This window comes from Enterobacter sp. UCD-UG_FMILLET (genome assembly GCF_000762975.1).
Classification (GTDB): domain Bacteria; phylum Pseudomonadota; class Gammaproteobacteria; order Enterobacterales; family Enterobacteriaceae; genus Enterobacter; species Enterobacter dykesii.
In genome coordinates, this window is sequence record NZ_JRJC01000015.1 from 129,778 (window position 1) to 150,381 (window position 20,604).

At 55.5% G+C, this 20,604-nt stretch carries 18 protein-coding genes; 4 read left to right on the plus strand and 14 right to left on the minus strand.

All coding sequences use genetic code 11. The features are described 5' to 3' along the window. Positions 1-8: 8 nt before the first annotated feature. Positions 9-1,625: a peptide ABC transporter substrate-binding protein gene (locus tag LA04_RS07685; protein ID WP_047651081.1), complete on the minus strand. Its 1,617-nt coding sequence runs from the start codon at positions 1,623-1,625 to the stop codon at positions 9-11. A gap of 185 nt (positions 1,626-1,810) precedes the next feature. Between LA04_RS07685 and mpaA the strand changes: the two genes are divergently transcribed. After that, complete coding sequence (gene mpaA, locus LA04_RS07690; RefSeq protein ID WP_047651082.1) at positions 1,811-2,524, plus strand: murein tripeptide amidase MpaA; 714 nt, start codon at positions 1,811-1,813, stop codon at positions 2,522-2,524. Here the strand turns inward: mpaA and ycjG are convergent. Continuing rightward, entirely contained in the window at positions 2,515-3,480 is a 966-nt protein-coding gene (gene ycjG / locus LA04_RS07695) for an L-Ala-D/L-Glu epimerase (protein ID WP_047651083.1), read from the minus strand. The two genes, mpaA and ycjG, sit on opposite strands and share 10 nt — an antisense overlap. Before the next feature lie 107 nt (positions 3,481-3,587). On the opposite strand from ycjG, the gene tpx reads away from it, so the two are divergent. After that, positions 3,588-4,094 carry a thiol peroxidase gene (gene tpx / locus LA04_RS07700; protein ID WP_047651084.1) on the plus strand — a complete coding sequence of 169 codons (507 nt, stop codon included), beginning with the start codon at positions 3,588-3,590 and terminating at the stop codon, positions 4,092-4,094. A 275-nt stretch (positions 4,095-4,369) separates the two neighbouring features. Further along, positions 4,370-5,578 (plus strand): aldose 1-epimerase family protein, encoded by a 1,209-nt coding sequence (locus LA04_RS07705; protein ID WP_047651085.1) that lies wholly within the window; start codon positions 4,370-4,372, stop codon positions 5,576-5,578. A gap of 36 nt (positions 5,579-5,614) precedes the next feature. On the opposite strand, the gene tyrR is transcribed toward LA04_RS07705, so the two are convergent. The 3 genes from tyrR to LA04_RS07720 form a co-directional block, all read right to left on the minus strand. Further along, positions 5,615-7,156, minus strand: a complete 1,542-nt coding sequence (gene tyrR / locus LA04_RS07710; protein WP_023335909.1) for a transcriptional regulator TyrR — start codon at positions 7,154-7,156, stop codon at positions 5,615-5,617. A gap of 112 nt (positions 7,157-7,268) precedes the next feature. Then, a complete protein-coding gene (locus LA04_RS07715; RefSeq protein WP_047651086.1) occupies positions 7,269-8,321 on the minus strand; it encodes a YcjF family protein in 1,053 nt (350 codons plus the stop codon). Then, complete coding sequence (locus tag LA04_RS07720; protein WP_047651087.1) at positions 8,318-9,715, minus strand: YcjX family protein; 1,398 nt, start codon at positions 9,713-9,715, stop codon at positions 8,318-8,320. The genes LA04_RS07715 and LA04_RS07720 overlap by 4 nt, the downstream gene beginning before the upstream one ends. 155 nt (positions 9,716-9,870) lie before the next feature. On the opposite strand from LA04_RS07720, the gene LA04_RS07725 reads away from it, so the two are divergent. Next, on the plus strand, positions 9,871-10,881 hold the full coding sequence (locus LA04_RS07725) for a LacI family DNA-binding transcriptional regulator (RefSeq protein WP_047651088.1): 1,011 nt from the start codon (positions 9,871-9,873) through the stop codon (positions 10,879-10,881). A 34-nt stretch (positions 10,882-10,915) separates the two neighbouring features. Here the strand turns inward: LA04_RS07725 and LA04_RS07730 are convergent, their stop codons facing one another. From LA04_RS07730 to LA04_RS07770, 9 genes are all read right to left on the minus strand, one after another. After that, entirely contained in the window at positions 10,916-11,830 is a 915-nt protein-coding gene (locus LA04_RS07730) for an OmpG family monomeric porin (RefSeq protein WP_047651089.1), read from the minus strand. A gap of 66 nt (positions 11,831-11,896) precedes the next feature. Beyond that, on the minus strand, positions 11,897-12,979 hold the full coding sequence (locus LA04_RS07735; RefSeq protein ID WP_047651090.1) for an ABC transporter ATP-binding protein: 1,083 nt from the start codon (positions 12,977-12,979) through the stop codon (positions 11,897-11,899). 13 nt (positions 12,980-12,992) lie between these two features. After that, entirely contained in the window at positions 12,993-13,658 is a 666-nt protein-coding gene (pgmB, locus tag LA04_RS07740) for a beta-phosphoglucomutase (RefSeq protein ID WP_047651091.1), read from the minus strand. Beyond that, entirely contained in the window at positions 13,648-15,927 is a 2,280-nt protein-coding gene (locus LA04_RS07745) for a glycoside hydrolase family 65 protein (RefSeq protein WP_047651092.1), read from the minus strand. Before LA04_RS07745 ends, pgmB begins: the two co-directional genes overlap by 11 nt. Continuing rightward, positions 15,921-16,979 carry a Gfo/Idh/MocA family protein gene (locus LA04_RS07750; RefSeq protein WP_152594357.1) on the minus strand — a complete coding sequence of 353 codons (1,059 nt, stop codon included), beginning with the start codon at positions 16,977-16,979 and terminating at the stop codon, positions 15,921-15,923. The genes LA04_RS07745 and LA04_RS07750 overlap by 7 nt, the downstream gene beginning before the upstream one ends. Before the next feature lie 11 nt (positions 16,980-16,990). Next, positions 16,991-17,779: a sugar phosphate isomerase/epimerase family protein gene (locus LA04_RS07755; RefSeq protein WP_047651094.1), complete on the minus strand. Its 789-nt coding sequence runs from the start codon at positions 17,777-17,779 to the stop codon at positions 16,991-16,993. 17 nt (positions 17,780-17,796) lie between these two features. Next, positions 17,797-18,849, minus strand: coding sequence for a zinc-dependent alcohol dehydrogenase (locus LA04_RS07760; protein ID WP_047651095.1), 1,053 nt, complete (start codon positions 18,847-18,849; stop codon positions 17,797-17,799). A 28-nt stretch (positions 18,850-18,877) separates the two neighbouring features. After that, positions 18,878-19,720 carry a carbohydrate ABC transporter permease gene (locus LA04_RS07765; protein WP_047651096.1) on the minus strand — a complete coding sequence of 281 codons (843 nt, stop codon included), beginning with the start codon at positions 19,718-19,720 and terminating at the stop codon, positions 18,878-18,880. Continuing rightward, positions 19,707-20,588, minus strand: coding sequence for a carbohydrate ABC transporter permease (locus LA04_RS07770; RefSeq protein WP_029740504.1), 882 nt, complete (start codon positions 20,586-20,588; stop codon positions 19,707-19,709). The genes LA04_RS07765 and LA04_RS07770 overlap by 14 nt, the downstream gene beginning before the upstream one ends. Positions 20,589-20,604: the final 16 nt, after the last annotated feature.

Below are 20,604 nucleotides of genomic sequence, written 5' to 3' on the forward strand. Positions count from 1 at the left end.
ATAAAACATCAGTGCTTCTCGATATACATCGTCCGGCTATACGCCACGTCTTCTGGGTTATTAATCGGATACCCTTTAACCCACGGTTTAATAAGACGACCGTTGGTGTACTGGTAAATGGGTGCGATAGGCGCTTTCTCCATGAGGATTTTCTCCGCCATGTTGTAGTCCGTATTACGCGCTTTCGCCGTGGTTTCCAGCGTCGCCTGGTGGATAATTTTATCGTAGGCCGGCTCATTGAAACGCGAGATATTACCGCTGTGGGTTGAGGTCAGCAGAGACAGGAAGGTCGACGGCTCGTTGTAATCGCCTACCCATGACGCGCGGATCACATCAAAATTGCCGGTATTACGGCTGTCGATATAGGTTTTCCACTCCTGGTTTTGCAGTTTGACGTCCACACCGAGATTTTTCTTCCACATAGACGCCACCGCAATGGCGATTTTCTGGTGGTTTTCCGAGGTGTTGTACAGCAGGGTCAACTTCAGCGGACGCTGCGGGCCGTAACCTGCGGCCTGAAGCAACGTTTTCGCCTGAGCGTTCAGCTCCTGCTGGGACATCTGCTCGAACGGAGAAGGTTCAGGGGTGAAACCCGCCGTCACGTCAGGGGTGAAATGCCAGGCCGGCTTCTCGCCTGTACCTAATACCTTTTCTGCCATAATGCCGCGATCGATAGTCATGCTCAGCGCAAGACGCACCCGGGCATCGGCCGTCGGACCCTTTTGCGTGTTAAACGCATAGTAATAGGTCCCGAGCTGAGGCGGCGTATACACCTGTCCCGGAATGTCCTTCAGGAGCTTCTGATACATGTTTTTCGGGAACGATTCGGTGATATCAATATCTCCCGCCAGATAGCGCTTAGTGGCGGACGATTCCTGATTAATCGGAATGAAAGTCACTTTTTGCAGGACAGTTTTCGCATTGTCCCAGTAGTGTGTATTCGGTACGACAACCAGTTTTTCATTCACCACGCGGTCGTTCAGGACGTACGCGCCGTTACCCACCAGAGCGCCCGGACGCGTCCACTCTTTCCCGCTTTCAACGTTCGCTTTTTGCACCGGATAGAAGGCAAAGTTCGCCGTCAGGTTGCTAAACCACGGGAGCGGTTTATCCAGCTGGACGCGTAAGGTTCTGGCATCCACCGCCGTCACGCCCAGGGTATCTGGCGCCGCTTTGCCATCAATAATGGCCTGCGCGTTGTTGATGCCTGCCAGCGCCGCAAACCAGGCAAACGGAGAGGTGGTTTTCGGGTCAACCAGACGCTGCCAGCTGTAGACAAAATCCTGCGCGGTGACGGGCGTACCGTCAGACCATTTCGCGTTATCGCGCAGGGTGAACGTCCAGATACGGTTATCGTTGCTCTGCCAGCGCGTCGCCACGCCCGGGGTCAGCTCCCCTTTTTCGTTCTGATTCACCAGCCCTTCGAAAAGATCGCGAATCACCTGAATCTCGGGTAATCCCACCGCTTTTGCCGGATCGAGCGAAGCCGGCTCGTCTTTAATATGCCTGACCAGCTCCTGTTTTTGCGCCAGTACCGTGCCCTGGGGCACATCAGCAGCGTACGAGAGTGTAGAGAGTCCGCACAGGTACAGTGCAGCGCAAAGACGCGAAACAGGATGCTTCATAAGATCCCCTTTGATGAATTCAGGTAACAAGCAGATGCGTAATTATTTGTTTCGAAAAAGAGAAATGCAAATACCTTACGCCCGAATAGTGATTTAAGGCAATTCTCAAGCGTTACGGAAACTATTTGATTAACAGCGGGTTTTGCACAACACTGCCAGTAGAGACTTCTTTATCAGGATTTCGTATGGCAACCACCCGACCACGCGCGGAGCGCGGCGCCTTCCCGCCGGGCGCTGAACAATATGGCCGCTCATTTTTAGGCGCATCGCTGATCTGGTTCCCGGCGCCCGATGCCGATCGCAGCAGCGGTTTGATCATTGCCGGCACGCACGGAGATGAAAACTCGTCCATCGTCACGCTTTCCTGCGCGCTGCGGACGCTGACGCCTTCATTGCGACGTCACCACGTCATTCTTGCCGTCAATCCGGACGGCTGTCAGCTTGGATTACGGGCGAATGCGAGGGGCGTTGACCTGAACCGTAATTTCCCGGCGGCAAACTGGCGCGCCGGCGAAACGGTTTATCGCTGGAACAGCTCCGCCGAGGAGCGGGACGTGGTGCTGCTGACGGGAGACAAGCCCGGCTCCGAGCCGGAAACGCAGGCGCTGTGCCAGCTTATCCATAAGATCCACCCCGCCTGGGTTGTCTCCTTCCACGATCCGCTGGCCTGTATTGAAGATCCGCGTCACTCCGACCTGGGCGCTTGGCTGGCGCAGGCTTTTGCCCTGCCGCTCGTCACCAGCGTGGGCTATGAAACACCCGGATCGTTCGGTAGCTGGTGCGCCGATTTGAGCCTGCCCTGCATCACCGCTGAATTCCCGCCAATTTCCTCCGACGAAGCCAGCGAAAAATACTTAAACGCGATGATGGAGCTACTGCGCTGGCAGCCTCAAAGATGAAGCACGCCGCTGGTAAAATTAAGCGCCGGTGAAACGTCAACCGCCAGCCACGTCGGGCCATCCAGATCGGCGAAACGGACCTGATTGACCAGCGGTAGCGCCGCGCCGATCGCCCGGGATGTGCAGAGCATGCATCCCAGCATCAGGGAAAAGCCCTGCGCCTGCGCTTCCGCCGCCAGGGCCAGCGCTTCTGTCAGCCCGCCAGTCTTGTCGAGCTTGATATTGACCATCTCATAGCTGCCCTTAAGCGCGCTCAAATTCTCGCGGGTATGACAGCTTTCATCCGCACAGACGGGCAGCGGATGGATAAAATTCTTCAGCGCCGCATCATCCTTCGCTGGCAGAGGCTGTTCCAGCATCGCCACGCCCAGGTCGGCCAACAGCTGGCATCGGGCGGCAAGCCCCTCGGGATGCCACGACTCGTTGGCGTCAACAATCAGCGTGGCCGAGGGAACCGCCGAGCGAATGGCGACCATCCGCTCGCTGATCAGGCGATCGTCGAGCTTCACTTTTAACAGCGTGGCCCCGGCGTCATAGAGCGCTTTTGCGCTGGCGGCCATCTGCTCCGGCTCACCAATCACGACCGTTTGCGCCGTCACGACGGACTCCGGCAGCGCCACACCCAGCAAGGACGTCAGCGATTGCTGCTGCCTGGCGGCCTCAAGGCTCCATAGCGCGCAGTCGATGGCATTACGCGCTGCCCCGGCGGGTAAACGCTGCTGTAACGCCTCGCGCGTGAGCCCCTTTTGCAGCTCAGGCACCAGGGTCATGATATGCGCCATCACCGACGCGACACTTTCTCCATAGCGCGGGTAAGGCGTACATTCCCCGACGCCTTTGACCCCCTCTTCTTCGATTTCAACCACGACCACGCTGGCTTCACTTCGGCTGCCGCGAGAGATCACAAACGGGGTATGCAATGGCCAGGCTTCTTCATAGACCTTAACGCTTCTCATCACTGACTCCTTGCGGCCCGGAAAGGCGAAAAATTTGGTTTGCCGTGTTATCCGCTGATGGCATACACTAGCCCCGACGTTAACTATATGTAAACAGGAAGATATCTATGTCACAACTCGTTCATTTCCAGGGCAACCCGGTTGCTGTTGCAGGTTCCATTCCGCAGGCTGGCAACAAAGCGCAGGCTTTTACTCTGGTGGCTAAAGATCTGTCTGACGTCACACTGGCTCAGTTTGCGGGTAAACGCAAAGTACTGAACATTTTCCCAAGCATTGATACCGGCGTTTGTGCCGCGTCCGTGCGTAAATTCAACCAGCTGGCGACTGAAATGGACAACACCGTTGTGCTGTGCATTTCCGCTGACCTGCCGTTTGCCCAGTCCCGTTTCTGCGGTGCCGAAGGCCTGAGCAACGTTATTACCCTCTCCACCCTGCGCAGCGCAGATTTCCTCGAGAAATACGGCGTCAGCATCGCGGAAGGCCCACTGAAAGGTCTGGCAGCACGTGCCGTACTGGTTCTGGATGAAAACGATACCGTTGTCTTCAGCGAACTGGTTAACGAAATAACCACCGAGCCGGACTACACTGCCGCGCTGGACGTGCTGAAAGCATAATAAGTACTTAGCATTCTATACAACTTAATCTCAACCTCGCCGCGGCGGGGTTTTTTATTGCCTTAAAGCTGAATCGTTAAAGCTAAAATGAACACAAATCACATTAATCATGCAATAACTAAGACAATATGTAACGCTGTCGTGATCAATAGCGCATAATAATCGTTAAAATTCTCTATTTTCGACCGCAGTGAAGCACATCACATTTCCCTTTTAGCCTAAACATTAGATTTGCTTACGAAAGAAAATAATCGTTTCAGCAAAAAGGATAAAATATGAAAATTAAATTCGCTTTTACGCTCCTTGCGGTACTGATTTCTGGCCATGCAGCGGCCAAAACCTGGGTGCTGACAAGCGCTGAAAGCAGCGTAGAGAAGGGAAACTGGAAGATTTCCAGTGATGAGCTGAAAGTTAAAGATCAAACGTTCAGCATTGAGCAAAAAGTCTTACACGGTGGTAAACAGGAAGGCAGCAAAGTCATCATAATTAGCAGCAAAGATGGCCTGACGATTACCCTGAGCCCGACTCGCGGGATGAACCTTCTGCACGTAGAAGGCTTTGGAACCCGACTGGGGTGGAATTCGCCCGTTAAAGAGGTCGTTAATCCGGCATATATCAATCTTGAGAGCCGCAACGGTCTCGGCTGGCTGGATGGTTTCAACGAGATGATGGTGCGCTGTGGCTATGAGTGGACAGGACACCCGGTCACTGCGGATGGGCAAATTTACACCCTGCACGGCAGGGCCGGTAATACCCCCGTTTCGCAGGTCGAGGTTGAAATCGCCGATGCTGCTCCGCATGAGATCCGCGTTCGGGGTTTGATCAAAGAGAGCACGTTTAAAAAATCGGATCTGCAAACCATGACCGAACTGCGCTACGTTCCCGGAACCAACCAGTTCAGCCTGCATGATGTTCTGACCAACCATGCGGATTACCCTCATGATTACCAAATCATCTATCACAGCAACTTCGGCACGCCGATCCTCGAAGAAGGCGCGCGTTTCCTTGCGCCGGCGGCGAGCGTGAGCCCGTTCAATGACTACGCCAAAGCGGGCGTTAACGTCTGGCAAACCTATGCCGGGCCGACAAAAGGCTTTGATGAGATGGTCTTTAACATTAAACCGCTCGCGGACAATAACCACGAAACGCTTGCAGCGGTGGTCAATAAAGCCGGAGATAAAGGCGCGTCAATCCAGTTTGATACCCGCCAGCTGCCCGTGCTGACCTTGTGGAAGAACACCGACACGCTGAAGCAGGGCTACGTCACGGGCATTGAGCCAGGCACCAGCTACGCCTACCCCGTTACGATTGAACGCGAGCAGAAGCGGGTTAAGCAGCTGCAGCCCGGTGCCAGCGCGCAGTTTGACTTGACCTATACCCTGCTGCACAGTCCGCAGCAGGTGAAAGAGGTCGAAAACAGGATTGCGTCGATTCAGGGAGAGACAAAAACAGAAATCGTTAACACGCCGATGGCGAAGGAATAACCATAAAGCAAAAAGCCTCTTTACAGAGGCTTTTTGTTATTCGTCACCTTTCTTATGATTCAATCCATACTCACGCAGCTTGTTCGCGATCGCGGTATGCGAGACGCCAAGACGTTTTGCCAGCTTGCGGGTGCTGGGATAGCTGCGGTACAGCTGCGTCAGCACGGAGCGCTCAAAACGGCTTGTGATATCATCCAGCGAACCCTCCATCGCCTCTTCGCCGACCGATACCGTCCCCGCGTCGTAATCAGGCAACAGAATATCCTGCGGACGCAGTTCATAACCTTCCAGCTGGGTCAGCGCACGATAAACGGCGTTTTTAAGCTGGCGAATGTTGCCCGGCCAGCCGTAGCGCATGAGCACCGTGCCGAGATCGGCAGACAGCTTCGGACGCGGCACCCCCTGCTCGTCGGCAAAGCGGGCGACGAACAGTTCCGTTAGCGGCATGATGTCCTGCGGACAATCGCGCAGCGGGGGAATATTCAGCGTCAGGACGTTGAGGCGGTAATAGAGATCCTCGCGGAAGATCCCCTTTTGCACCAGCTCCACCAGATTCTTCTGGGTGGCGCAAATGACGCGCACGTCCACATGCACTTCGTGATCCTCGCCGACGCGGCGGAAGGTTCCGTCGTTAAGGAAACGCAGCAGCTTAGCCTGCATACGTGGCGACATTTCGCCGATTTCGTCCAGCAGCACCGAGCCGCCGTTAGCCTGCTCGAAGAACCCTTTCTTGCCTTCCGGCGCGTGGCCAAACAGCTCGCTTTCAACGGCATCTTCCGGAATAGAGGCGCAGTTAAGTGCCAGATAAGGCTTGGCCGCACGCGGGCTCGCCAGGTGCACCGCGTGAGCCAGCAGGTCTTTCCCGGTGCCGGTGTCCCCGGTAATCAGCAGCGGCGCGGTCAGGCTTGCGAGCTTGCGCGCCTGATCAACCACATGGCGCATTTTCGGGCTGACGGCAATAATCTGGCTGAACGCGCCAACATCCTGGCTGGAAATGTTTTGCAGCTGGCGACCCATGCGTAACGTCGAGCGCAGCATGATCACCGCGCCAGTCAATACTCGGGTATTCCCTTCCCCTTTCAGATAGACCGGCGTGATCTCCATCAGGAAGTTCTGCCCGTTAATCACCACGTGCTCGCTAAGCGTGTTCTGCGGATTGCTGTCCAGCCAGCGCTGGAAGTTAAAACCGGGGATCAGCTGCGCGGCATTATGATTGCTGAGCTTCTCCTGGCTCTGCGCGAAAAGCTGGCAGCTCGCGTGGTTAACGCGCTCAACTTTGCTTTTCAAATCCAGGGAGAGGAACGGCTCAGGCATGGCTTCCAGCAGCGCGCTCAGCGCCAGGTGCTCACGCTCAGAGGGCATCCAGGGAATGGTGCGTACATCCGTAACGCCAGCGATACGGCGGATTTCCGCCATCAGGCTGCTGAAGGTATTAAATTCAATTTCGGCAAAATTGAGGTAAATTCGCCCGACAGGATCGATCTCAATGCCACGTAAATCAATGCTACGTAAAACAAGAAGATCGAGTAACTCGCGGGTCAGACCGAGACGGTCTTCACAGAAGACTTCAAGACGCATGGGAAATTCACCGTTTTAAGCCAATAACAGTAAAATGATATGTCAGAACACGGTGATCGGGAAGATGGCTGTCAACAAATATTGACAGCCAGCACGATAAGTGAACAAAACCTCACGGAGCCGGTTTTTTATTGAGCGTCTCTTTGAGCTGGCCGATCAGCTCGCGCCTGAAATCCCCCAGCCGGGGCTTATCGCCGTCAATCCACGGCAGCGGACGGCAAACTTCCATCGCTTTAATCCCCAAACGCGCCGTCAACAATCCCGCGCCGATACCCTGGGCGGCTCGAGCAGAAAGACGCGCCGCCAGATCCTGCGACATCCAGTCCATTCCCACTTCGCGCACCAGTTCACTCGCCCCGGCAAACGCGATATTGAGCAGGACCAGCTTGAACAGCCGGAGTCGACTGTAATAACCCAGCTCTATGCCGTACAGGTTCGCGATACGGTTGATCAGGCGCAGGTTACGCCAGGCGATAAAGGCCATATCGACCAGCGCCAGCGGGCTGACGGCAATCATCAGGGTGGATTCCGCCGCAGAACGGCTGATCTCGCGTCGCGCCTGGGCATCCAGCACTGGCTGAACTATATGGGAGTAGAGCGTCACCACTTCCCGGTCGTTCTGGGTTTCATGGATGGCGGCGTACCAGCGCTGAAGCGCCGGATGCGACTGATCGATGCCGGCCTGGCTGGCCAGCTTTTCACAGAACGCGCGGCCTTTGCCGGTGCCGTGACTGTGGAGCAGATCCCGCGCTTCATCACGCTCGTGCGCGCGCTGGCGCAAACGCCAGAGCCGCCGCCACTCGGTGGCAACCGATCCGATACCCGCACCCACAATCAGCGCGCCCGCGGCACATCCGCCCAGCGCGACCCAGTCCTGAGTTTGCCAGGCATTCATCGTCCACTGCACGCCCTGCCCAACCACGCTTACGCCAAACAGCGCCAGACCGGCGGTGACCATCCTGCGCCACAGGCTGCGCTTTGGACGCAGGGCGGCTTCAACAACCGCCTCTGCCGGACCTTCCTCAACGCCGGGCTCCTCTGTCAGGGCCGGAGCAAAGTTATCAGCCTGCGTACCGCTGAACGTCTGCGCGGTTTTGAACGCCTCCTGAGGGTCCTGCTCAAGCGTTCCGGTAAAGTCTATGCGCGGTTTTAACGGTTCCGTCATCGCAATTTATCTCCAATCAAAAACTCCAGCGCCGCATCCAGACGGATGTGTGGTAATGGCCGATCGACGCTCATTGCCTGCGGGCGGAAGGCTTCAAACTGGAAGCCCTGGTTCTGCCAGAAGGCCTGACCCGGCAGCCGCGCAGGCACTTCGCCCGGATAGACGGTAAGCGGTTCACCGTCGCTGAGCCGGTTCCCGCGTAATGCCGGTATTTTCTCGCCGTTAAGGTCAATCAGCCCGCTTTGCGTTGCCTGCACGGACGCAAGCCCAAGGCAATCCATGGCGATCCCTTCGAAGGCGGCGTTTTGCCAGGCGTCCTGCACCAGCTGCTGCAGCAGCGATACCATATTGGCATGCTGGTCGACCGTAACGTGATCGGCCTTGGTGGCCGCAAAAAGCAGTTTGTCGATCACCGGTGAGAACAGACGGCGAAACAGCGTCCGCTGCCCGTAGTGAAAACTTTGCATCAGCTGCGTCAGCGCCAGGCGCATATCGTTGAAGGCCTGCGGCCCGCTGTTGAGCGGCTGCAGACAATCCACCAGCACAATCTGACGGTCAAATTGCAAGAAATGGTTTTTATAGAATCCCTTGACCACTTTTTCACAGTAGTAATTGTAACGCTCGCGCAGCATCCCGGCGTTTGTGTGCCTGTCGGCCTGCGCCAGCTTCGACTCGCCCACCCCATCCACGTCCGGCCAGGGGAAGAACTGAAGCGCAGGCGCGCCCGCTAAATCACCCGGCAGGACAAAGCGACCCGGCTGAATGAAGTGCAACCCTTCCTGCTTGCACTGGTGCAGATACGCCGTCCAGGCTTCGGCAATGGCCGCCAGACGGTTTTCATCGGCCGGCGCAAGCGGGTCCAGGCCTTCGCAAAGCTGTCGCCATTTGGCCGACCACCCGGCGCGCTGCCCCTGCAACAACCCCGTCATCTGGCGGGACCAGCTGAGGTAATCCTGCGCCAGCATCGGCAGGTCGAGCAGCCATTCACCGGGGTAATCGACGATTTCAAGGTACAGCGTGGAGGTATCCTTGAAGTGGCGCATCAGGGATTCATTCGAGCGAAAGCGCAGCGCGAGGCGAATTTCACTGACTCCTCGCGTCGGCGTCGGCCACGTGGGCGGATCGCCGTTGAGCTGCGCCAGCCCTTCGTCATAGGTAAAACGCGGAATACCAAAATCACGCTGAGGGACGCGCTTCACGCCCAGCAGGCGTTCTTCCCGCACCGCGCTGAGCAGCGGCAGACGTGCCCCGGCGTGCAGGTTCAGGAGCTGGTTTACCATCGCGGTGATAAACGCCGTCTTACCGCTGCGGCTCAGCCCCGTCACGGCCAGACGCAGATGACGGTCAACGCCACGGTTCACCAGTGAATTGATTTCGTTTTTAAGTCGCTTCATCGCCGTCCTTCGTTGCCTGGAAGCCTTGAATGCATGGCTTCAGAATACAATAAATGGGGGCAGATCGTTGATTATCAATTCTTATTTATTGCTATTGCCGTTTTCTCTCCAGTAAGATGAACGGCATTGCTGTCAGTCCGGAGTGAGTAAGGTGTATGTCACCCACCATCTATGATATCGCACGGGTTGCGGGCGTATCGAAATCAACCGTTTCCCGCGTTCTGAATAAACAAACGAATATTTCTCCCGAAGCGCGTGAAAAAGTGCTGAAGGCGATTGACGAATTAAATTATCAGCCCAACAAACTGGCCCGCGCCCTGACCTCTTCAGGCTTCGATGCCATTATGGTTATTTCGACCCGTTCAACCAAAACCACTGCCGGAAATCCTTTTTTCTCCGATGTCCTGCATGCCATTACGGCAAAAGCGGAAGAAGAAGGCTTTGACGTTATTTTACAAACGTCAAAAAGCAGCGAAGACGATCTGCTGAAATGCGTGAGTAAAATAAAACAGAAGATGATCAAAGGGATCATAATGCTGAGTTCACCGGCAAATGAATCCTTTTTCACCACGCTGGATGCGTATGGCGTACCGGTAGTGGTTATCGGCAAAGTTGAAGGTGAGTTTCAGAATATTTATTCCGTCGACACGGATAATTTCCATGACAGCGCCACGCTGACCGAAACCTTTATTAAAAACGGACGCCGTAAAATTGCCTGTCTGCATGCCCCGCTTGATTATCATGTTTCGATCGATCGCCTTGCGGGCTATAAAGCCAGTCTGGAAAAGCACCATATTGCCCTTAATCCGGACTGGATCAGGGACGGCGGTTATACCCATGAGAGTGCGCTTACGGCGGCTCTGGAACTGTTGTCTTCACCCACGCCACCTGATGCGGTATTCGCTACCGACAGCATGAAGTTACTTAGCCTCTATCGCGCGGCGGATGAGTTGAATCTGATGATCCCTGAGCAGGTGGTGATAGCCGGATACAGTGATCCGATGCTGTCTCTCATTTTAACGCCCGCACCTGGCGGCTTTGATATCCCCACCCGTAAGCTGGGGGAAGAGAGCTGCGATCTTCTTTTCAGGCGTATCGCGGGGCATCCCGCCCCGCAAAAAGTGCTGGTTGATACCCACTTTTTGTTGGCCGCATCCCTTCGATAAAACCAGGGGCGAAGTGCCCCTGGCGCGCCGTCGGTCAGAACGCGTAGTTTACGCCAACCCCCGCATAGTGGAAGCGGTCGCTCTCGCCTTCATCGTGGTTTTCCCACTCATAAGCGTATTCAAGCGTCATGGATAAACCATTGTTGAAATCGTAAGCGTAGAGGAGACCCAGTCGGTTAAAATCGTGTCCTTCACGCTCAGGATCGTCCTGCCAGTCCCAGTTCGACCAACGATCTAGCCCCAGGCGGGTATAAGGCGTTAAGGTGGTCTGGCCTAACGAAATGGGCAGATAGGCACGAATTTCCTGAGTAGAAAACTCGCCGTTATTACGGGAACTGTCCATATTGAAACCGCGCTCTAAATAGTAATTCACTTTAGCCGCAAAGGTTTCGTTAATGGTCCAGGTAAAGCCCGTTTCGGTTTCAACGCGGCTGTCAGCATAGCCGGTTTTTTGCAGATCGTTAGCAAACTGATACAGGGCAAACCAGCCGCCAAAACGCCAGTTGTCGGTTAATTTAATATCCCAGTCAGGCTGAACTTTATAGCGCTGCATATTCGCGCTGCCGTCTTTGGCGCCGTGTTCATCTTTAAAGTGATAACCATAATTACGGAAACCGCCGGTCAGACCGAAGGTAAAATCATCGGTTCCGATAAAGCGATAGCGTAATTGAAATTCAGGACGATCGAAATAGGTTCCACGGGTCATACTGCTGTAATCAACCGGCCCCTCCTGATACATCGCCAGCGAAATAGTCCACGCATCCCAGGTTGCATTAAACCACACGGAAGGTTCATATAATCCATCTTTATCGTCGCCCTGCCCCTCAACGTTTTCGATTTCATACATTGCGCCAATATTAAATTCCCAATGTTTAGCTGCCTCTGATGCTTGTGCACAGCTAACTCCTGCGCACAGCACGAGCGCAGCACTTCTTAGTAGAGTACTCATTTAATTTTCCCTTTATAAGTAACAAACAAAAAAACCGGAAATTTGCATTTCCGGCGAACACCTTTCTTATCTAATAGCCGCTTCGGTTTCAGCGTCGAAGAAATGGCACTCGTTCATATCGAACTGGATGTTGATATTATCCCCAGCGGCATAATCATTCGCGGCGCCAGCGCGAACCACCAGCTCATGGCCCCCAACGCTGGCGTAAAGCATGAACTCCGCGCCGGTCAGTTCGGCTACGCTGACTTTCGCTGCGATATGCTTACCGCTGCTCTGCAGAGTGAGGATATCTTCCGGGCGGATCCCAAAGACCACGGCTTTGCGCTGATACCCTGCGGCATTCAGTGAAGCGAGCTTGTCCTCTGGAATCTTCAGACGCAGCGTTTCCGTGACGAAATAGCGATCGTCGATAGCGCCGCGAATGAAATTCATGGCTGGCGATCCAATAAACCCGGCAACAAACATATTTGCCGGTTCGTTGTAGACCTGCTTAGGTGCACCGACCTGCTGAATAATGCCGTCTTTTAAGATCACGATGCGGGTCGCCATGGTCATGGCTTCCGTCTGGTCGTGGGTCACGTAAATCATGGTGGTGTTAAGCTTCTGATGCAGCTTGCTGATTTCAGCCCGCATCTGCACGCGAAGCTTGGCATCGAGGTTGGAGAGCGGTTCATCCATCAGGAACACGCCCGCTTCGCGCACGATCGCCCTGCCCAACGCCACGCGCTGTCGCTGGCCGCCGGACAGCGCGCCCGGTTTACGCTTGAGGTACTCGCGTAATCCGAGGATCTGTGCCGCCCAGTTAACGCGCTCGTCGATAACCACTGGCGCAATTTTTTGCATCTTCAGGCCAAACGCCATGTTGTCGTAGACCGTCATATGCGGATAAAGCGCATAGTTCTGGAACACCATCGCGATATCACGAGACTTGGCGGGCACGTCATTCATGCATACCCCGTCAATAATCAGTTCACCCGCACTGATCTCCTCCAGACCGGCAATCATGCGCAGCGTCGTGGATTTGCCGCAGCCCGAAGGCCCGACGAAGACGATGAACTCCTTGTCTTCGATTTCGAGATTGAAATCCTTAACCACGTGGACCTGGTTATCATAGATTTTCTGAATGTGTTTCAGGGACAGTTGAGCCATTGTTAATTCCTTATCAATACGTCCGGGATGCCCAAAACTCGGTCAGGCATTTCCAGGTCAGTTCCCGCGTTGAATGAAGTTGTAAACCCGCATGGTTCAGGCCACATCCAATCCCAACCGATAGCATTCCCGCCGCGTTGATCGCCTCAACGCCTGCAGGTGCATCTTCGATACCTATAGCCGCGTCAGGACGCACATTCAGGCCTGCACAGGCGGCAAGGAAGATCTCCGGGTCTGGCTTTGAGCGGCAAATACGGGAAGCATCGGCGCAAAAATCGAAGGCCTGATGAATGCCCAGCGCGTGCAGAATCCCCGGGGCATTCAGGGAAACGGAGGCGAGCCCAATTTTGACTTTCGCCGCACGGATATCCGCCAGCACGTCGCGAATACCGGGAAGCAGTGAATCCTCCGTCAGCGACGCCAGAGACTGGACATAGAGCGCGTTTTTCTTGGTCGCCAGCGCGAGGCGCTGCTCATCGCTAAACGTCCCCTCTTTCCCGCCATGCTTCAGGATGCGCTGAAGGGAATCCATGCGGCTAATGCCCTTCAGCTGTTCGTTAAACGCTTCGTCGAAAGTGATGCCGATTTCATCCGCCACTGCACGCCAGGCCAGAAAATGGAGGTGGGCGGTATCGGTGATCACACCGTCCAGATCGAATACAACAGCCTTAAGCGTCATAGTGCCCCTCCGTGGTAGCGGTCCCATTAACAGGTGCAAGAAAATCCTTATAAGCGCAAACTTTCCGCCCCGATACGTGTAGCGTCTTGCCCCACAGCGTCAGCATGGAAGGTGCCGAAGCTTCAATGGTTAACACTTCGTTTTCATAGGTAAAGTGCAGCGTTGCGTTCCGCCAGCGCAGGGGGAATGCCAGTTTTTGCCAGTGAGCTGGCAGTTTCGGCGCAAGATGCAGCTCCCCTTCTACAATCTGCACACCGGCAAAGCCCTGAATGACGCCGGACCAGATAGCGCCGGTCGCAGCGGCGTGAATTCCGTCATCGCAGCTGTGCGGGTCGTCCCCAAGATCGATGGCGACGCCATCGCGCCAGAAGGCGTAGGCACCTTCGGTGTCACCACAGCGGGCGGTCACAATGCCGTGAATGGCCTTGCTCAGCGATGAATCATGGATCGTGCGGGGCTCGTAGAACGCCAGATTGGCGGCGCACTGCTGCGGGGTAAACCGCTCCGGCAACAGGTAGGTAAGCATCACAACATCAGCCTGCTTAAGGATCTGCATGTCGTTGACTTCCGCGCGGGAATAATCGAGCAGAATGGTCTGCTTCCCTGCTTTTGCTTTATAGCGGCTGAGATCAATGGCGGGTTTCGCCATGAAGGTATCATCCTGCGGGATCACACCGTCTGGATTGGCCTCCGGCAGCCATAAGCGCGTCAGGAACCGTGTCGCTTTCTGCGTAAAACCTTCATCCTCGCGCCCAAACATCGTCACAAACTGGCGAGCGCAGGCAACGTTGTGCCAGGCCAGATAGTTGGTATAAGCGTTGTTGTTCACATGCTCGGTATATTCGTCCGGTCCGATGACGTCATGGATTTCGAGGCGACCATTGATTTCCGTTGCGCGGCCCATCCAGAACGCGGCGGTTTCCATCAGCAGCGTCAGGCCTTCGTTTCGCATAAAGGCATCATCGTGCGTCGCCTGCCAGTAAGCGACGACGGCCCAGGCAATGTCCGCCACGATGTGGTGTTCCGCCAGCGCGGAGGCCACCTTCTGGCGCGTGCCGGTTCGGATGTTGATAGCCGCGAACTCTGGCGTCTCTTCCAGGCCGCTGGCGGCGCTTTCCCATGGGAACAACGCGCCGGGCCAGCCGTTGCGTCGGGCTTTTTCCCGCGCCCCGGCCAGGTTGAGCCAACGATAGCGCAGCAGGCTACGGGCGGTTTGGGGGCGAGTGAAGAGATGGAAAGGCAGCAGGAAAACTTCGGTATCCCAGAAGACGTGGCCTTTATACCCCTCTCCCGTCAGCCCTTTGGCGGCGATACTGCTTCGCTCATCATGGGCTGGCGTCATGGTCGTCAAATGCCAGACGGCGTAATCCAGCGCCATCTGATCCTGATGTTCCGTAGAGTCCACCTCCACCCGAGCGTCACGCCAGACCGCTTTCCAGGCATACGCCGAACTCTCAATCAACGCGTCGTAGCCTCTTGCCGCACAGACCTTAAGATCGGCCAGCGCGTTGCGGGCGAAAGACGCCTGCGACAGAGCTTTATCACTGCGATGTGCCACCCAGACGATCTTCTCCAGCGTGACAGTGTCACCCTTAGCAATCGTCAGCGAATGATGTACGCTGAGACGACGATTTTTGGCGGTGAAACAGCTGTCGCTCTTCGCTGAGAGCCGACAATACGCTGAAACAATAATCTCAGACGCGCGGTCCTGCGTTTCATACACGCCCTGCATATATTGCTTGTCGAACACTCTGACCGACACTTCATCCAGATGCTGTCTGCCGCTGTTCGTTTGCGTTGCGTCAATGCCGGTTTTCAGCACGGCCTGCGTGGCGGCATCGAGCGGTGTAATCGAAAGCTGCATGGCCACTAAGGGCAACTGGTCCATCGACACGAAACGACGGCTCTCCAGACGATAGCGTTTCCCGTCAGGCGAGCGCCAGACGACGCTGCGACGAAGCTCGCCATTAGCAAACGCCAGCTCGCGCTGCCACTCGAGGATTTCGCCTGACAGGAGCGTGAAATTGACGCCATCCAGCTCAACATCGATACCGATGATATCCGGCAGATTGATCAGCTCAGTGGTCTCGTTGCGACCGGCACGATGATAGAGGCCCGCAAGATACATGCCTCGGGTTTGCTGGGTGTAATCTTCTTCATGCGCAGCGCGGATCCCCATGTAGCCATTACCGCAGGCCATGATGGAGGCGTATTTATTCAGGCTGTGTGGACAAAAGCCCGGGTCGGTTAATACAGACACGTTTAGCATAACGTCACGCTTTCCCCTGTTTCTGCTGATTCATACAGCGCGGCGACGAGCTGCTGGATAACCAGCCCCTGCTCCGCATCAGCGATCATGACGGGCTCTCCCTGCACATGCCGTACGAAGGCATCCATACTGCGCATATGACGCCGATCGTCAGCCTCTTCACGCTGCGTGAGGGTGACTAAAGTACCGGCTTCGTCGTTGTAGATGTGCGCCGGGAACAGCATGGCGCCCGCCTTTTCACCGCAAAATGCGACATTCATGATGGATTGTTCGCGGATATTGAGCGCAAACGACGTGTCCAGACGCAGAATGCCGCCGTTGCAAAATTCAATGGTGCCAAACAGGGCATCTTCAACGGTAAACTGCGTGGGATCCCACGCACCAAACTGACCGCTGCATTTACGGTTCCCCAGCCTCTGGAAGCTGTGTGCCGTCACCCGTTTTACCGCCGGGAACCCCAGCACGTACATCGCGGCATCGAGCATATGGATGCCGATATCAATCAGCGGCCCACCGCCCTGAAGCGTTTTGTTGGTTAAGACGCCCCAGCCGGGAACCCCGCAGCGGCGTAGCGCCTGCGCCGTGGTGTAATAAATTTCGCCCAGTTCCCCCTTTATCACAGCTTCACGCAGCAGTTGCGTATCGAGAGCAAAACGATGGTGAAAATCATACGCCAGCACTTTTCCCGCCTTGCGCGCGGCCATGCGCATCCGGTCGGCCTCCTGCGGCGTCATAGCAGGTGGTTTTTCACACATCACGTGGCAGCCAGCTTCCAGCGCTGCCATGACGTGCCCGAAATGGAACCGGTTAGGCGAACAGACGCTCACCACATCCGGCTTAACCGCCTCGAGCATCTCTCGCGCATCCTGCCATACCGAGGAAATACCATGACGTTCCGCAAACGCCCGAGCCTGTTCAGGATGGCTGTCCATGACAGCCACCATCTGAACATCACTGCGCGTGGCGTAATACGAGGCATGCACTTTATCCGCGACCTGCCCGGCGCCAATGATGGCGACGCGCAGAGGCGAAGGTGTAGAAGCACTCATCACGCTCGTCATCCTTAGCATTTACGCAAGTAAGTGAGCGAGTCCCGGTATGCCTTAGCCGGATCCTCGGCGCGAACACGGCACTCATACACCACGTAACCCCGGTAGTTATCCGCACGCAGCCGATCGAAAAGGCTGGCAAAATCGAGGCTGCCGCTGCCCGGCTGGTAGCGGTGGTTATCTGCGATGTGCACATGGCCAAGCAGATCGCGGTTCTGATGCAGCGCATCCGTCAGCGAGTCTTCTTCGATGTTCATATGATAGAAATCGCCGATGATCTGCACGTGCTTCAGGCCGTTCTCTTCGATATAGCGACGCGCGTCAGCCAGGGTGTTGATCATGTGATCCTGATAGCGGTTCAGCGGCTCCAGGTAGACGGTTGTTCCGGTGCGCGCCGCCACCTCATCCAGCCAGCGCAGGGAGGCGCTTACGGCTTTGCGGTCACCGTCCAGGCTGCGTGGGGAGGTCATTGGCGGCAGACGGAAGGTAAACATTCCCCAGGCAGCAGGCACGATAATGCCCTTGCCGCCCACTTCAGCCAGCGCTTCCAGAATGCGTTCAATCTGCTTTAACCCGTTCAGACGACGTTCTTCGATGAAGTCGCCGATCCAGCCATCGTATCCGCCACAGGCCGTCGTCACCGGCAGGCCGGTGGCCTTAATCGCCGCTTTTACCTCGGCGAGATTCTCCACCAGCAGCTTGCCGTCAATTTCATAACCATCAAAACCCATCGCTTTGATGTACTGGAATTTCTCCATGATATTGACCGGGAAAAAGGCCTGATTTTGTGTTGCGATTTTCATGTTTTGCTTTCCTTAGCTTAAAAAGTGACGCCCATTTTGATGCTCAGTTCCGGATGCTGATCGACATACTTCATGTAGCTTTCCGGGCTGGTGGTGAAGGTGACGACCGGGTCGATGAGATCTTCACAATTCAGATAGCCGTTCATCAGCAGTTCCCAGCAGGTCTCTTCAATACGTTTGCGGTTCCAGCGCGGGTAATCCGGATTGGGTTCGCTGCAGGCACGGGAGAAGACAATCTTCGCGTTATTGAAATGCGCCTCGCGGCCAAGGTTAAAACCTTCCGCGAACGGTTTCGCGAAGGCTACGTAGGAGATGGTGCCGCCATAGGCCAGCCCGCGCAGCGCGGACTGCAGCGCATCTGCAAAGCCGCTGGTTTCGATGATCACATCCGCGCCCTGCTTCCCGGTCAGCTTTTTGATTTCCAGACCGACATCTGTGCCGATTGGGTTCAGACAGTGGTCTGCCCCATGACGACGGGCGATGTCACAGCGGTGTTCGATAGGGTCGACGCCGATGACAATTGACGCACCGGCTTTTTTGGCCAGCTGGATCGCAATCTGCCCAATCGCACCCAGCCCCACCACAACCACAAAATCGCCGACCCGCACGTTGGCATCACGCACGCCGCTCATGGCGAACTGCGCCGGATCGTAGCAAACGGCGTTTTTCCAGGAGGCACCCTGCGGCATTTTGCGCAGCTTGTAGTTATTCACCGCGTTAACGATCACCGTTTCCTGCAGCGGTGCGTAGCAGCAGACGCTGTCGCCGATCTGGTATTCCGTGACGTCTGCACCACATTCAGTAATGTCGCCAACCACCATATTGCCCAGTTGGAACTTACCGAATTCGATCCCGCGGGCCGTCCCCTCTTCACGCGGGGTAAACATCTGCCACTCCGCGTTGAACTCCTCATCGATAAACGGACTGGCGGCGCGGAAATCCACCACTTCGGTACCATGTTTCGGCGCGCCAAAGCGGGCGCGAATTTTCACTTCATGGACCGCAACCGGACGATCTTCATATTCCACCAGCGCCGCTACACGAGGCGCTGTCGCAACTAATTTTTTCATGACTGACTCCTTGTTAAAATTGGCCGCCTCAGCCCTTCACGCCGCCGGCGGTCAAACCACTTTTAATAAAACGTTCAGACAGGGCGTACATGATGACCACCGGAAGCGCCGTCACCAGCGATGCCGCCATCATGCGACCCCAGATATAATCTGGCGTGCTAAAGAGCGTGTTCAGCCCGACCGGCAAGGTGAAATGGCTGGCGCTGGACAGGAAAATGGACGCAAACAGGTAGTCGTTCCACGCCACCATGAAGCAGTAGACAAACACCGATACAAGCCCGGAAATCGCCAGCGGCACGGTGATGCGAAAGATGATTTGCAGGCGGTTGAGGCCGTCCATCATCGCGGCTTCTTCGATTTCGTCCGGGATGGTGTCGAAATAGCTGCGCAGCATGAACACCGCTGTCGGTAACGTCTGCGTCACCATGGTGATAATCAGCGCCAGCTCGGTGTCGTAGATCCCAAGGGCAGTGATGATTTTGAACAGCGGTACCACCAGCAAGATCCCGGAGAACATGTAAACGGTGTAAAAGCTCACGTTGATCGTCGTGCGGCCCTTAAAACGCAGTTTGGACAAGGCGTAAGCCCCCAGCGTGCCGAGAAATACGGCAATCACCGAGGAGGTCAGCGACACCACCATGCTGTTTTTGAAATAGTCCACGAACGGGAAAATCAGTGGGTTAAAGATGTCGACGTAATGCTGCAGCGTCCACGCCTGCGGCAAAATGGTCGGGTTAAGCGATATCGCCTCTTTCGCGCTTTTGAATGACGTCATCAGCATCACGAAGAACGGGAATAGCGTAATGACCAGGAACACCGCCAGACCGAGGTAGAAACCAATACGGCTCAGTACGCGTTTATTTGTTGCCATTGAGGTTTACCCTTTTTCTGGTCAGCAGAATCACCGCGAAGATGATCACGAACAGCACAACGGATATCGCCGCAGCCTTACCCAAATCGTTGAAAGCGAATGCCGTTTTGTATAGGTAGACGCCCAAAATATCGACCTTGGTCGTCAACAGGTAGACATCCGCAAACATGTAGAACATCCAGATAGTGCGGAGCGTCACCACCGTTGCCAGCACTGGCATAATCGCGGGCAGCGTAACGATTCGAAAACGCTGCCAGGCATTCGCGCCGTCCATTTCCGCCGCTTCATACAGCGACTTATCAATGGTCTGCAAAATCGCGAGGAACGAAATGAACGCGTACGGGAAGTAGCGCCAGATGGCGAACAACACCACCAGCACAAAGCTGCTGCCAGGATTGTCGAACCACAGGGGTGCCTGGTCATACAGATGCAGCAGGTCAACGCCCAGATAGTTCACAATGCCGTAGCCGTTGTTGAACATGTATTTCCACGCAAACACCAGCGAAATGGACGGGGTGACGTAGGACAAAATCACCAGTGAACGTGCCGTTTTCCGCAGACGGAATTCACGGTTAAAGAAGATCGCAACCGCCAGCCCCAACCCCGTGCTGCCGATCACCACCAGCGCGGTGTACCAGAACGTCATCCACAGCGAGTGCCAGAACGCAGCATCCCCCAGGATGCGGATGTAGTTATCCAGCCCGACGAACACCGCATCAATACGCGGGTTGAGCGGCAGACGTAAGAAACTGATTTCAATATTGGAAATCATTGGCCAGGCCACCAGGCCCCCCAGCAAAATCAGGCTGGGGGCCAACAGCAGCATGGCGAAAGGCATATCTGAACGACCAGAAAACAACGTCTTCATAATTTCCTTCCGCAGA